8 protein-coding genes are annotated in these 14,199 nt (G+C 66.0%); 6 read left to right on the top strand and 2 right to left on the bottom strand.

All coding sequences use genetic code 11. The features are described from left to right. Nucleotides 1-105: 105 nt before the first annotated feature. The 4 genes from nfrB to RIN61_RS26525 all read left to right on the top strand — a co-directional run bounded on the left by nfrB (nucleotide 106) and on the right by RIN61_RS26525 (nucleotide 7,354). A complete protein-coding gene (nfrB, locus tag RIN61_RS26510; protein WP_313855108.1) occupies nucleotides 106-2,280 on the top strand; it encodes a cyclic di-3',5'-guanylate-activated glycosyltransferase NfrB in 2,175 nt (724 codons plus the stop codon). Next, nucleotides 2,277-5,282, top strand: a complete 3,006-nt coding sequence (locus RIN61_RS26515) for a phage receptor (RefSeq protein ID WP_215521346.1) — start codon at nucleotides 2,277-2,279, stop codon at nucleotides 5,280-5,282. Before nfrB ends, RIN61_RS26515 begins: the two co-directional genes overlap by 4 nt. After that, entirely contained in the window at nucleotides 5,282-6,121 is an 840-nt protein-coding gene (locus RIN61_RS26520; RefSeq protein WP_313855111.1) for a DUF4434 family protein, read from the top strand. The genes RIN61_RS26515 and RIN61_RS26520 overlap by 1 nt, the downstream gene beginning before the upstream one ends. A gap of 141 nt (nucleotides 6,122-6,262) precedes the next feature. Further along, on the top strand, nucleotides 6,263-7,354 hold the full coding sequence (locus RIN61_RS26525) for a GGDEF domain-containing protein (RefSeq protein WP_112252499.1): 1,092 nt from the start codon (nucleotides 6,263-6,265) through the stop codon (nucleotides 7,352-7,354). A gap of 206 nt (nucleotides 7,355-7,560) precedes the next feature. On the opposite strand, the gene RIN61_RS26530 is transcribed toward RIN61_RS26525, so the two are convergent. Continuing rightward, nucleotides 7,561-8,859 carry an ATP-binding protein gene (locus RIN61_RS26530; RefSeq protein ID WP_112252500.1) on the bottom strand — a complete coding sequence of 433 codons (1,299 nt, stop codon included), beginning with the start codon at nucleotides 8,857-8,859 and terminating at the stop codon, nucleotides 7,561-7,563. 6 nt (nucleotides 8,860-8,865) lie between these two features. Further along, nucleotides 8,866-9,567: a response regulator gene (locus RIN61_RS26535; protein ID WP_112252501.1), complete on the bottom strand. Its 702-nt coding sequence runs from the start codon at nucleotides 9,565-9,567 to the stop codon at nucleotides 8,866-8,868. Between the two features lie 271 nt (nucleotides 9,568-9,838). On the opposite strand from RIN61_RS26535, the gene RIN61_RS26540 reads away from it, so the two are divergent. After that, on the top strand, nucleotides 9,839-11,014 hold the full coding sequence (locus RIN61_RS26540) for an efflux RND transporter periplasmic adaptor subunit (RefSeq protein ID WP_112252502.1): 1,176 nt from the start codon (nucleotides 9,839-9,841) through the stop codon (nucleotides 11,012-11,014). An 11-nt stretch (nucleotides 11,015-11,025) separates the two neighbouring features. After that, nucleotides 11,026-14,154: an efflux RND transporter permease subunit gene (locus RIN61_RS26545; protein ID WP_112252503.1), complete on the top strand. Its 3,129-nt coding sequence runs from the start codon at nucleotides 11,026-11,028 to the stop codon at nucleotides 14,152-14,154. Nucleotides 14,155-14,199 lie beyond the last annotated feature (45 nt).

Here is a 14,199-nt window from a genome sequence, read left to right on the forward strand (position 1 = left end):
GCTTGTATCTATCCAGTACAAACGGCGACAAGTCGTACAACTTCGTCCAGGGAATCGAACGAGGATATAGACGATGGCCCACCCCTTCCTGCCGGTGACCGCCACATGAGCCTGGCATTCATCGATTTTCTCACCTATGTGCTGTTCGGCCTGAAGATCCTGGCGATCGCGTTGGCCTCGCTGATGTTCCTGCTGGGCCTGGATGACCTGTTCATCGACCTGTGCTACTGGGGCCGCAAGCTGATCCGGCGCTTTCGCATCTACGACAAGTACGAAAAAGCCGACGAGAAACGCCTGTTCGAGGTACCGGAGAAACCCCTGGCGATCATGGTCCCGGCCTGGAACGAAGTGGGCGTGGTCGGTGAGATGGCCCGCCTGGCAGCTTCGACCATCGACTACGAGAACTACCAGATCTTCGTCGGCACCTACCCCAACGACCCACAAACCCAGGCCGACGTCGACGCGGTGTGCCTGCACTACCCCAACGTGCACAAGGTGGTCTGCGCGCGCCCCGGCCCCACCAGCAAGGCCGACTGCCTGAACAACATCATCGACGCGCTGCTGCGCTTCCAGCAGGACGCCGGCATCCAGTTCGCAGGTTTCATCCTGCACGATGCCGAAGACGTGATCTCGCCCATGGAACTGCGCCTGTTCAACTACCTGCTGCCGAACAAGGACATGATCCAGATCCCGGTGTACCCCTACGCACCGGAATGGAAAGGCTTCACGGCAGGCCACTATGTCGACGAGTTCGCCGAAAACCACGGCAAGGACGTGATCGTGCGCGAGGCCCTGACCGGCCAGGTGCCCAGCGCCGGGGTCGGCACCTGCTTCAGCCGCCGCGCCATCAGCGCGCTGCTCGAGGACGGCGACGGCATCGCCTTCGACGTACAGAGCCTCACCGAAGACTACGACATCGGTTTCCGCCTGAAACAGAAGGGCATGAAGTGCATTTTCGCGCGCTACTCCATCACCGACCCGGCACTGACCCTGAAGCAGGAGTGGCGCCCAGGCATGAGCCGCGAATTTTCCCAGGTGATCTGCGTGCGCGAGCATTTCCCGCGCGACTGGCAGCATGCCATCCGGCAGAAATCGCGATGGATCGTGGGCATCGTGTTCCAGGGCACCAGCAACCTCGGCTGGAGCCGCAAAGGTGCACTCAACTACTTCCTCTGGCGTGACCGCCGCGGCCTGTTCGCCTACCTGCTGAGTTTCCTGGTCAACCTGTTGCTGCTGGTATTGCTGGCCATGTGGCTGGTCACGGTGATTGCGCCAGAGTCGTGGCGCTTCATGTCTATCCTCAGTGACAGCTGGTTGCTGACCACCTTGCTGTGGCTGAACGGGCTGACGCTGTTCAACCGCCTGTTCCAGCGCGCCTGGTTCGTCACCCGCTTCTATGGCATCGGCGAAGGGCTGCTGTCGGCACCGCGGATGATGTGGAGCAACTTCGTCAACTTCTTCGCCAACCTGCGTGCGCTGCGCCAGGTCATGGAAATGGGTGACTCGCGGCGCGTAGCCTGGGACAAGACCACGCACGAATTCCCCGCCATCGCCGCCCCCGCACGCACACCGCTGGGCCAGCGCTTGGTGGCCAAGGGCCTGATCAGCGACGAACAGCTGCAACAGGCGATCACCAGCCCGGTACGCCGGCGCCTGGGCCGCGAGCTGCTGCTGCGCGGCTGGCTGAACAGCGAACAGCTGGTCGCCACCCTGGCCGAGCAACTGGACCTGCCCTGGGCACCATTGAACCCGTTCAAGCTCGACCCGCAGCTGATCGCCAAACTGCCGCGCAAGCTGGCGACGCACTACGGCGTACTGCCGGTGGGCGAAGACGGCGACACCCTGGTCCTGGCCAGCGAAAGCCCGGTCAGCCAGGTGTCGCTCGGGGTGATCAGTCGCCAACTGAAGCGCCCGGTCAGCGCCCGCCTGGCGCCCCAGGGCCGGGTGACCCTGGGCCTGCGCTACCACTACCCAAGCCCCTGGCAAAAGCCGGAAACCCGCGAGATGCTGGCCATCCTCGAACGCCATCAGGACGACGAAGCGCTGCTGGAACGGGTCAGCCACCACCAGGTAATGCTCGGTGCCCTGCTGCAGGTGCGCGGCATGGTCCCGGTCACCCTGTTCAACCAGGCGCTGATCGATTTCGATCCGGAACACCAGAGCCTTGGCGAGCACCTGATTGCCCGCGGCATCATTACCGAGCAGGTGCTGCAGCAGGCCCTGATCGAACAGGCCAGCGAACAGCAGGCCGCCTTTGACCTGATCCGGGAGGTGGCATGAAGCCGCGCTTTTCCCTCACTTTCACTGGCCTGTTGTTGTGCTCCGCCGCCCTGCCCTGCGCCGCTTCGGCACCGATGACCGACTTTCAGCGGTTCACCAGCTACCCGTTCCTGGAACGCAGCTACCGCGAAGCGAAGAAGGACAACTGGGCCGAGGTCGAACGCCTGACCCGCCACGTGCTGGGCCGGGTGCCGAACAACGACGAAGCCCGTGCGCTGCTGGTGGAGGCACTGGCTCACCAGCGCCGCTATAAAGAAGCCGAAGCCGTTGCCGAACAGTTGGGCGACAGCCCCGAATACGCCAACGCCCTGCTTGAACTGCGCCTGGCCTGGATCGAACAGGACCCGCCGCCGGCCAGCCAGGTGGAACAATGGCTGGCCAGCAGCGACGGCACTCACCGGGTGCGCCTGTGGCAGGCCTACAGCCTGAGCCTGGCCAAGTTCGGCGGCGCCGCCAAGGCGCTGGACTGGCTCAACCAGCTGCCGCCAAAGGGCGATGGCCAAGTGCTGCGCCTGGCCCGGGCCAACTTCGCCGAACAGCTGCGCAACTGGAAGGAAACCATCGAACAGCTGCAGCCCCTGGCCGACCAAGGCCAACTGCCTGCGCAAGACTGGCAGCGCCTGGCCAATGCCTACATCCAGCAGGTGGATGAACAAGGGCTGAACGCGCTGCTGCCCAGCGCCCCGTCCCCCGAAGCGGCCAACCAGGCTCGCTTGGCCATGGCCAACCGCGCCATCGCCGTCGGCCACAATCAACAGGCAAAGCGTTGGCTGCAAGCACTGCCGGATGAGCAGTTGAACCAGCCCGACCAGCGCCAGCAACTGTGGGAACTGGCCCGCGAAGGCGACGACGCGCCGCTGGTACAGCGCCTGAGCAACGAACTGCAACGGCCCTGCCTGGAAACCGTCGACTGGCTGTCGCGTCGCGACCCAGAGCTGGCGCGTGAGCAGTTCAAAGGCTGCACCGCCAGCAGCGACCCCAGGGCCTACGCCGTGCTCAAGCAACGTCTGTACGGCGACCCGCCCCAGCCGCCGCAACCACGCACCGCTGCCGAATGGGAGCAACGCTATCGGCAGAGCGGCGATATGGCCGCACTGGAGCAAGCCACCTTCCTGCTGGCCCAACAGGGCCATGGCGAACACGCCCGGCAACTGCTGGAGCAGGCCTACGACCGCCACCAGGGCCGCCTTGCACCGTCGCTGCTGCAGCGCCTTGGCAACCTCTATGCGCGTAACGACGGGCCGCTGGACAGCCGCCGCATGCTCGGCCTGATGCCCCGCGTCGATGCCGGTACTCGTGCCCAGCTGCTCGGCCGCCTGGCCGAGGCTGGCCAATGCGATGCCGTGCGCCAGGCCGTACCGGCCACCCCGAGCGAGCCTGGCCAGTACCGCGCCCTGGGCCGTTGCGCCATGCCCGACCAGCCAGGCGCAGCGGTGGTCTACTACCAGGCTGCCGAGCGCCTGGGCGACAGCGGCAGTCGCTTGCCCCTGGCCTATGCCCTGGAAGCCGCAGGCGACTCCGAAGCGGCCCTGCCCATCTGGCGCACCCAGCCGGACAGCGCCTGGACCGACAACGCCCGCCTCACCGCCGCCCGTGGCGCGCTGAACGCTGGCGACGCACAAGCAGCCCGGCGCTACTGGGACGCCGCCGCGCACGACAGCGCCGACGACTGGGCCCTCGGTGCTGCCATCGCCCAGCGCCAAGGCGATTACCAAGCGGCGCTGGGCTTCCAGCGCCAGGCCCTGGCGCACAACCCGCGGGCAGACCATTACTATGCCGCCTCCAGCACCGCGCAACTGGCTGGCGACAGCGCCCAGAGCAGCGCCTGGCTGGCCGAAGCCGTGCGCCTGGCCCCCGACCAGCCACGCTACCGCGCCGACTACGGCATGCGCCTGGCCGGCTCGACGGACAAGGCCCAGCGCCGCCAGTCAATTCCCTACCTGGAGCGCGCCACCCGCGACTTCCCCGAGGACTACCGCCTCGGCGAAACCCTGGCCCTGCGCTACGACGAAGCTGAAGACAGCGCTTCGGCGCGCCGCGAACTGCGCCGCATTCTCGATGTGGAGCAGGACCTGGTCGACGGCGACGACGAATACGGCAGCCTGGAAGCCCGCAAGTACCGCCAGCGCCGCGCCCACGAAACACTGTCACGGCGCGACACCATCACCCTGGCCAGCACCTGGTCGCCGGCCGGCACCTCGACCAACGACAAGTTCCTCGACAATGGCCAGCGCACCGGCACTTCACGCCGCGCGCAATCGCAGAACGTGCAACTGGCCATGTGGGACCATGCCCTGGGCGAAGAACCCAGCCGCAACGGCAGCACCCTGTCGGTGTATGGCCGGGTGCTGTTCGGTGGCCAAAGCCGCACCGACTACGCGCAAAGCATGGGCACCGGTGTCGGCTTGCGCTACAAGCCATTCGGCCAGGCCAACCTCAACCTGTATGCCGAGCTGTACCACCAGCGCCAGATCGACGAGGAACACTACCGCGGGCTGAGCCTGGGCCAGCTGCTGAGCCCGGCCAAGGTCGGCGGCAACTGGGGCGACCTGCGTCACCACGCCGAATCGAGCAACGACCTGCTGTTGCGTGCCACCGCCTCGTTCCTCGACCAGGGCGACTGGCGCAACGACTGGCGGGTCGATGAAGACGACTGGAACGAGCGCTTCCTCTACCTCGACGCCGCCTGGTGGACCCGTGCCGGCGACCACGCCTGGCTGTCGCGCTACCAGCAGGGCCACGCCTGGAAACTGCCGGGCAGCTCGCCGCAAACCATCATGCCCTATGGCTTTGTCGAGTTTTCCAGCCAGGACCCGAGCAACGACTGGCGCCAGGACGCCCGGGCCGGGGTTGGTGTGCGCTGGCAATGGTGGTTCGATGACGACCGCTACAACGCCTACCGCGGTTCGCTGAAAGTGCGTGCCGAATACCAGCAGTCGCTGGGCGGCAATCTATACGAGCGCGCCAACGGCGTGCTGGTCGGTGCGGAGATGACCTTCTGATGCGTACGTTCCTGGCCCTCTGCCTGCTTGCCCTGTGGCTGCCAGCCAGCGCCGACCAGCGCCTGTTCTACCAACCCCTGAACCGCGACGCCAATGTCACCCCCGCCCAGTGGCAGCAACTGTGGCGCGCCACCGTGGCCCAGGGCGGCAAGACCCTGATCGTGCAGTGGAGCGCCTATGGCGACAGCGATTTCGGCGGTGCCCAGGGCTGGCTGGCCGACAGCCTGCGCAGCGCGCGCGCCCAGGGCCTGCAACTGGTGCTGGGGCTGTACATGGACCCGGCCTATTACCAACGTCTCGACGAACTGGATGGTGAAGGCCTGAACAGTTACTGGAAGGCGCAGTTGGGGCGCTCGCTCAGCCAGTACCGGCAACTGCGCCAGGCGTGGCAGTTGCCGGTGGACGGCTGGTACCTGCCCCTGGAACTGGACGATCATCATTTTCGCGAGACCGAGCGCCGTGATGCCCTGAACAGCCAGCTGCAGGCCTTCAACCGGCAACTGGACAAGCCTTTGCATATCAGCGCTTTCAGCGCCGGAAAACTTTCACCGCGGGCCAATGCCGCATGGCTGGATCAACTGGCCGGGTTGGGCTTGACTGTGTGGTGGCAGGATGGCACCGGGACCGGGCGCTTGCCCGCGCTGGTGCGCCAGGGCTACGAGCAGGCCTTGCCGTGCTGGGTGGGCGTGGTGCGCGAGGCGTTCCGCCAGGTGAGCGCGCCAGGGCAGGCGTTTCGGGCCGAGCCTGCCCAGCCGAAGCTGGGCGGCGGGTGCCATGCCGAGGCGGTGTTCGACCTGCGTTACCGGCCTTGGGCCCTGGGTGTTCTGCCCAAGAATTGAGTCTCCAGTACCGGCCTCTTCGCGGGTAAACCCGCTCCCACAGGTCCCCCACAGGGTTGAAAATCTGTGCGGTCTCTGTGGGAGCGGGTTCACCCGCGAATGGGCCGGGCCTGGTCATGCTGTACTCCCAGGAGCCCCCCGATGTTCAAGACCATCGAAACCCACGTGCGCAAGCAGGTCGCCCCCGCCGCCCTGCGCGCCGAGTTTCGCCAGCACGAATTCGAGGCCATGCGCCCGTTCTGCCTGCTGGTGTTCTGCCTCAGCATCCTGATCTGGCTGGTCTTCGACCTGATCGTCAGCTTCCTCGGCGGCCAGGGTATCACCTGGCTGTCCGGCCTGTTCATCGCCCTGCTCGGCAGCCTCACCGTGGTGCTGCGGTTCACCCGGCGCAGCCATCACTTCGATGTGCTCAACCTGCTGTTCATCACCGCCATCACCTTGGGTATGCGACTGGTGATCGAAGGCATTCCGGTAGCCCTGCGCCCGGTGTGGCTGGTGCTCGGGGTCTCCACCGTGCTGTATGCCGTGTCGGTGCTACCGGTGCGGCGCTGGTCGTTCTTCTGCGCCATGGCCATCACCTGGGTGGTGCTCAATCCGTTCTACCACACCCGTATCGGGCCGGACGAACTCGAAGGCGCCATGCTGATCAGCTATGCAGTATTCCTCAGCGGCCTGGTCATCTACAGCTACCTGCAGATGCGCAAGGCCAAGCTGCATAACTTCTATCTTTCCAAGGTGCTGCTGGACCAGGCCTATGTCGATGCCCTGACCGAAATTCCCAACCGCCGTTCGTTCATGGCCCAGGCCGACCGCCAACTGCGCCTGGCCAACGCCGAGCAGTACCTGGCGATGGTCGACATCGACAACTTCAAACGGGTGAATGACCGTTTCGGCCATGACGTGGGCGATGAAGTGCTCAAGCGCGTGGCCCTGCATATCAAGGCGAGCATGGCCGATTACACGTTTGCCCGCCTGGGCGGTGAGGAATTCGCGATCTTTTTCCAGGGGCTGGACCAGCAAGGCGCCGAGCAACGGGTGGCGGCGCTGTGCCAACGGGTGCGCGAAGACGTTGGCGAGCACCCGGTGACTGTCAGCATCGGCCTGGCCCGGGTGGGCCAGGGCGACAGCCTGACCACGGCGCTGGTGCGTGCCGACCAGGCGTTGTACGCGGCCAAGCACAGTGGCAAGGACCGGTTTGTGCTGTGGTCAGCCCGGCTGGCAGACCAGGGTTAGCAGGCCCGGCCTCTTCGCGGGCTCGCCCGCTCCCACAAGTGCTCCACAGTGTTTGAAATCTGTGCGGTCCCTGTGGAGGACCAGGGTTAGCAGGCCCGGCCCTTTCGCGGGTAAACCCGCTCCCACAGGTTCTCTACAGTGTTTGAAATCTGTGCGGTCCTTGTGGGAGCGGGTTTACCCGCGAAGAGGCCGGCACAGGCAATCCATCAACCGGCAGGCAAACGAATGCGGAACTGCGCCCCACCCAGCGCTGACTGCGCCACGGTCAAGGTCCCACCTTGCCCCTCGATCGCCCGCCGACTGATCGCCAGGCCCAGGCCAAACCCGCCGGTATTGCGGTCACGGCTACGGTCCAGGCGGTAGAACGGCTGGAAAATCCGCTCGCGCTCCTCCACCGGAATACCGATCCCGTCATCCTCCACTGTCAACAGGCAGGCGCCATCGTCCTCCAGGCGCAAGCGCAGCAACAGGCTCTCGTCGCAGTAACGCATGGCATTGCGCACCAGGTTCTGCACCGCCCGTGCCGTCAGCCGTGGGTCCAGTACAAAACGCGGCAAGTCTCCCTCGGCGCGCACCTCCCACTGGATACCCCGGCCATCGAGTTCCTCGGCAAAGCCGCCGAGCACGCTATCGACCAGCTCCAGCAACGACACCTCGACCCGCTCGCGTGCCTGGTCGGCGTTGTACAACCGGCTGTAGGACAACAGCTCCAGCACCAGCTCATCCAGCTCACGCACATGCCCCACCAGCTCCAGCAAGCGCTTGCGGCTGGCCGGCGGTACCTCGTCGAACAGCAGCACCAGGCCGAAATCCAGACGGGTCAGCGGCGTGCGCAACTCGTGCGACACCGCATTGAGCAGCTCGCGCTGCTGGTTGACATGGCGCTCCAGGTCACTGGCCATGGTGTCGAACACCCCGGCCAGCTCACCGATGTTGGAGTGCGGCGAGATGTGCGTACGCTCAGACATCTGCCCCTGGCCAAGGCGCCGGGCGGTTTCCTTCAGGCGCTCCAGGTCGCGCCAGTGCGGCCAAACCCACAGCAGCAGGCAACCGAGCATGGCTGCACCGATCAGTACGGTCACGCCCCACGACAGCACGTTGATATCCAGCGGGTCTGGTGGTGAATGCAGGCGCACCAGCCATTCCCCGTCCAGCGGCGCCAGCACGGTCTCGTAGTAGCCCCATTCGGCGATGCGCACGGCGTACAGGCCATGCTCCAGGCGCGCCTGCTCGTCCTCGCTCAGGTCGGCCTGGTCCATGCGCAGCAGCTGCAGTTCCAGCGGCGCGAAATCACTGGCCAGCTCTTGCTCCACCGCCGGCCACTGCTCGCGCGGGGCCTGGCGGAACTGGCGCACGATCAGCGACTGCACGCCCTTGGCCTGGTCCAGGTTGTAGGCCATGAAGCGGTCCTGGAACAGGCCGACGATGGTGTCGGGGATGAACAACAGCGCACCGGCATAGGCAACGATGATCACCAGGTACAGCCGCACCAGAATCTTCAGCATGGCCGGTCAGCACTCCCACTCGACGCGGCTGAACAGGTAGCCCTTGCCCCACACGGTCTTGATCTTGCGCGCTTCGCCGGCGTTATCGTCGAACTTGCGCCGCAGCTTGGAGATGGCCACATCCACCGAGCGGTCGGTACCGTTGAATTCGATACCGCGCAGTTGCTGCAGGATGCGGTCGCGGTTCAGCACCTCGCCGGCATTGCGCGCCAGTACCACCAGCAGGTTGTACTCGCCGCTGGACAGCTCCACCTCATCGCCGCGCCAGCTCACGGTGCGCTCGGCCAGGTCGATGCGCAGGCCACCGATCAGGATCAGGTCGTTGTCCAGGCGCGGCTCGTTGACGCTGCTGCGGCGCAGCAAGGTGCGCACGCGGGCCAGCAGCACACGCGGCTCGCAGGGTTTGGTCACGTAGTCGTCGGCGCCCATTTCCAGGCCCAGGACCTGGTCGTGGCTGTCGTCGCGGGCAGTCAGCATCAGGATTGGCAGGCTCTGCGACTCCTGGCGCAGCAGGCGGCACAGCTGCAGGCCATCGATGCCCGGCAGCATCAGGTCAAGGATGACAAGGTCGGGCTTTTGCCGGCGGTACTCGTCCAGCACATGATCGCCACGGGCGATCACCTGGACATGGAAGTCGTTGCGTTGCAGGTAGCTGGCGATCAGCTCGGACAGGGCGCTGTCGTCTTCGACCAGGAAAATATTCGGCATAGGCGCTTGGAAGTCTGGGTTGTGGTAGGCCTTGCCGGCCTCTTCGCGGGTAAACCCGCTCCCACAGGGACTGCACAGGTTCCAGATGCTGTGCGGTCCCTGTGGGAGCGGGTTTACCCGCGAAGAGGTCGGTACAGGTATACGCAGAATATAGAACCCTACAGATCGAAAGGATTGTTCTTAACACTTTTTCACACTCGTCCTACAGGTATTAACAGCCACCCAAGGAACGCCTGCCGTAGCATACCGGGGTCATCATCGGAAGATCCGTATGCCTACTACCCTCCCCCCACGCCTGCGCCCATTGGCGCTTCTGGCGTTCCTGGGCCTATCCCTGGCCGGCTGCGACGACAGCGCCGAACAGGAAGAACAGGCCCCCACCCCGCAAGTGCGGGTGGAAACCCTGCAATTGCAGCCACTGGCCATCAGCAGTGAGCTCAGCGGCCGCATCCTGGCGCCGCGCACCGCCGAAGTGCGCGCGCGGGTCGCGGGCGTGGTGCTCAAGCGGGTGTATCGTGAAGGCAGCGACGTCAGGCAGGGCGATGTGCTGTTCCTGATCGACCCGGCACCGTTCAAGGCCGACCATGACAGCGCCCGCGCCACCTTGGCCAAGGCCGAGGCCACCTTGTACCAGGCGCGCCTGCAGGAACAGCGCTACCGCGAGCTGGTCGACGACAAGGCCGTCAGCCGCCAGGAATACGACAACGCCAAGGCCAGCTACCTGCAGGCCGATGCCGCAGTGGCCGAGGCCAGGGCCGCGCTGGAGCGCGCCCGGCTCAACCTCGGCTACGCCACCGTGACCGCGCCGATTTCCGGCCGTATCGGCCGCGCCCAAGTCACCGAAGGTGCGCTGGTCGGGCAGAACGAGACCACGCCACTGGCGACCATCCAGCAGCTGGACCCGATCCACGCCGATGTCACCCAGTCGACCCGCGAGCTCAACGCCCTGCGCCGCGCCCTGCGTGCCGGCGAGCTGCAGCAGGTCGGCGACGGCCAGGCCCGGGCCACGCTGATCCAGGACGATGGCAGCACCTACCCGCTGCCAGGCAAACTGCTGTTCTCCGACATCAGCGTCGACCCCAGCACCAACCAGATCACCCTGCGCAGCGAGTTCCCCAACCCGGACCTCGACCTGCTGCCCGGCAGCTACGTGCGCGTACGCCTGGAACAGGCCGTGCAACCCAAGGGCCTGAGCGTGCCGCAGCGTGCCATCCTGCGCGACAGCGCCGGCGTACCCAAGGTGCTGGTGGTCGATGCGCAGGCCCGGGTCAGCGACCGCCAGGTGGTCCTGGGCAGCGCCCAGGGCGACCGCTGGATCGTCAGCGAAGGCCTGGCCCCCGGCGAACGGGTGGTGGTCGAGGGCCTGCAACACGTCAAGGCCGGTGACCAGGTGCAGGTCGACAACGCACCAGGGGCATCGCCCATCGCACAGCACACTGGCCAGTGAGGGCCTGATTCATGCCGCAATTCTTCATCGACCGCCCGGTATTCGCCTGGGTGGTCGCCCTGTTCATCCTGCTGGCCGGTGCCCTGGCGATCCCGCAGCTGCCGGTGGCCCAGTACCCCAACGTGGCCCCGCCGCAGGTGGAAATCTACGCCGTGTACCCGGGCGCTTCGGCGGCGACCATGGACGAGAGCGTGGTCAGCCTGATCGAGCAGGAGCTCAACGGCGCCGACAACCTGCTGTACTTCGAATCGCAGAGCAGCCTGGGCAGCGCCACCATCACCGCCACCTTCGCCCCGGGTACCAACCCGGACCTGGCCCAGGTCGATGTGCAGAACCGCCTGAAGGTGGTCGAGTCGCGCCTGCCGCGCCCGGTGACCCAGCAAGGCCTGCAGGTGGAAAAGGTCTCCACCGGCTTCCTGCTGCTGGCCACCCTCACCTCCGAAGACGGCAAGCTCGACGAAACCGCCCTGTCGGACATCCTCGCCCGCAACGTGATGGACGAAATCCGCCGCCTCAAGGGCGTCGGCAAGGCCCAGCTGTACGGTTCGGAGCGCGCCATGCGCATCTGGATCGACCCGCGCAAGCTGATCGGCTTCAACCTAACGCCCAACGATGTGGCTGAGGCCATCGCCGCGCAGAACGCCCAGGTGGCGCCCGGCAGCATTGGTGACCTGCCCAGCCGTGGCACCCAGGAAATCACCGCCAACGTGGTGGTCAAGGGCCAACTGAGCACCCCCGAGGAGTTCGCCGGGATAGTCCTGCGCGCCAACCCGGACGGTTCCACGGTGACCATCGGCGATGTGGCACGGGTCGAGATCGGTGCCCAGGAATACCAATACGGCACGCGCCTGAACGGCAAGCCGGCCACCGCCTTCAGCGTGCAGCTGTCGCCGGGCGCCAACGCCATGGAAACCGCCACCCTGGTGCGGGCGAAGATGCAGGAGCTGGCGCGCTACTTCCCCGAAGGCGTCAAGTACGACATCCCCTACGACACCTCGCCATTCGTCAAGGTGTCGATCGAGCAGGTCATCAACACCCTGTTCGAAGCCATGCTGCTGGTGTTCGCGGTGATGTTCCTGTTCCTGCAGAACCTGCGCTACACCCTGATCCCGACCCTGGTGGTACCGGTGGCCCTGATGGGCACCTTCGCCGTGATGCTGGCCATGGGCTTCTCGGTCAACGTGCTGACCCTGTTCGGCATGGTGCTGGCCATCGGCATCCTGGTCGACGATGCCATCGTGGTGGTGGAAAACGTCGAGCGGATCATGGCCGAGGAAGGCCTGCCGCCCAAGGAGGCCACGCGCAAGGCCATGGGCCAGATCAGCGGCGCGATCGTCGGTATTACCCTGGTGCTGGTGGCGGTATTCTTGCCCATGGCCTTCATGCAAGGCTCGGTAGGGGTGATCTACCAGCAGTTCTCGCTGTCGATGGCAGTGTCGATCCTGTTCTCGGCGTTCCTGGCCCTCAGCCTGACCCCGGCGCTATGCGCCACCCTGCTCAAGCCGGTAGCCAAGGGCGAGCACCACGAACGCAAGGGCTTCTTCGGCTGGTTCAACCGCCGCTTCGAAGGCATGAGCAACAGCTACCAGCGCTGGGTCGTGCAGGCGCTCAAGCGCAGCGGCCGCTACCTGCTGGTATATGCGGTGCTGCTGGCGGTGCTGGGCTACGGCTTCAGCCAACTGCCCACCGCGTTCCTGCCCACCGAAGACCAGGGCTACACCATCACCGACATCCAGCTGCCGCCCGGGGCCAGCCGCATGCGCACCGAACAGGTGGCGGCACAGATCGAGGCGCACAACGCCGAAGAGCCGGGCGTGGGTAACACCACCTTGATCCTGGGTTTCAGCTTCTCGGGCAGCGGGCAGAACGCGGCGCTGGCCTTTACCACGCTCAAGGACTGGTCCGAACGCGGCGCCGACGACAGCGCCCAGTCGATCGCCGACCGCGCGACCATGGCTTTCACCCAGCTCAAGGACGCCGTGGCCTACGCCGTGCTGCCACCGCCGATCGACGGCCTTGGCGAGTCGACCGGCTTCGAGTTCCGCCTGCAGGACCGCGGCGGCATGGGCCACGCCGAGCTGATGGCCGCGCGCGACGAACTGCTGGCCAACGCCGGCAAGAGCAAGGTGCTGACCAACGTGCGCGAAGCTTCGCTGGCGGAAAGCCCGCAGGTGCAGCTGGAAATCGACCGCCGCCAGGCCAATGCCCTGGGCGTATCGTTTGCCGATATCGGCTCTGTGCTGGACGTGGCCGTGGGCTCCAGCTACGTCAACGACTTCCCCAACCAGGGCCGCATGCAGCGGGTGGTGGTGCAGGCCGAAGGCGACCAGCGCAGCCAGGTCGAAGACCTGCTGAAGATCCACGTGCGCAACGACAGCGGCAAGATGGTGCCGCTGGGCGCCTTCGTCCAGGCCAGGTGGGTCAGCGGCCCGGTGCAGCTGACCCGCTACAACGGCTACCCGGCGGTGTCGATCTCGGGCGAGCCGGCGGCCGGCTACAGTTCGGGCGAAGCCATGGCCGAAATCGAACGCCTGGTGGCCCAGCTGCCGGCCGGCGCCGGCCTGGAATGGACTGGCCTGTCGCTGCAGGAGCGGCTGTCCGGCAGCCAGGCTCCGATGCTGATGGCGCTGTCATTGCTGGTGGTGTTCCTGTGCCTGGCAGCGCTGTACGAAAGCTGGTCGATCCCCACCGCAGTACTGCTGGTAGTACCGCTGGGCGTGCTCGGTGCGGTGCTGGCGGTGACCCTGCGCGGCATGCCCAACGACGTGTTCTTCAAGGTCGGCCTGATCACCCTGATCGGCCTGTCGGCGAAGAATGCCATTCTGATCATCGAGTTCGCCAAGAGCCTGGTCGACCAGGGCGTCGATGCCGCGGACGCTGCCGTGCAGGCTGCGCGCCTGCGCTTGCGGCCGATCGTGATGACCTCGCTGGCGTTCATCCTGGGCGTGGTACCGCTGGCCATTGCCAGCGGCGCCAGTTCGGCCAGCCAGCAGGCAATCGGCACCGGGGTGATCGGCGGCATGCTCAGCGCCACCCTGGCGGTGGTGTTCGTGCCGGTGTTCTTCGTGGTGGTGATGCGCCTTGCAGGGCGGCGCCAGGCGGGTAATGCCGACACGCAGGCCGTGACCAGCGACAGCTGACTGGACAAGCCCCGCGTGAAATGGGAGGGTTCCCGGCAATGACTG

The organism is Pseudomonas inefficax, from assembly GCF_032164165.1.
Classification (GTDB): Bacteria; Pseudomonadota; Gammaproteobacteria; order Pseudomonadales; family Pseudomonadaceae; genus Aquipseudomonas; species Aquipseudomonas inefficax.

Excerpts from the sequence above, each read along its gene's own strand:
- nfrB (WP_313855108.1), top strand. The coding sequence starts at position 106 with ATGAGCCTGGCATTCATCGATTTTCTCACCTATGTGCTGTTCGGCCTG.
- RIN61_RS26515 (WP_215521346.1), top strand. The coding sequence starts at position 2,277 with ATGAAGCCGCGCTTTTCCCTCACTTTCACTGGCCTGTTGTTGTGCTCC.
- RIN61_RS26520 (WP_313855111.1), top strand. The coding sequence starts at position 5,282 with ATGCGTACGTTCCTGGCCCTCTGCCTGCTTGCCCTGTGGCTGCCAGCC.
- RIN61_RS26525 (WP_112252499.1), top strand. The coding sequence starts at position 6,263 with ATGTTCAAGACCATCGAAACCCACGTGCGCAAGCAGGTCGCCCCCGCC.
- RIN61_RS26530 (WP_112252500.1), bottom strand. The coding sequence starts at position 8,859 with ATGCTGAAGATTCTGGTGCGGCTGTACCTGGTGATCATCGTTGCCTAT.
- RIN61_RS26535 (WP_112252501.1), bottom strand. The coding sequence starts at position 9,567 with ATGCCGAATATTTTCCTGGTCGAAGACGACAGCGCCCTGTCCGAGCTG.
- RIN61_RS26540 (WP_112252502.1), top strand. The coding sequence starts at position 9,839 with ATGCCTACTACCCTCCCCCCACGCCTGCGCCCATTGGCGCTTCTGGCG.
- RIN61_RS26545 (WP_112252503.1), top strand. The coding sequence starts at position 11,026 with ATGCCGCAATTCTTCATCGACCGCCCGGTATTCGCCTGGGTGGTCGCC.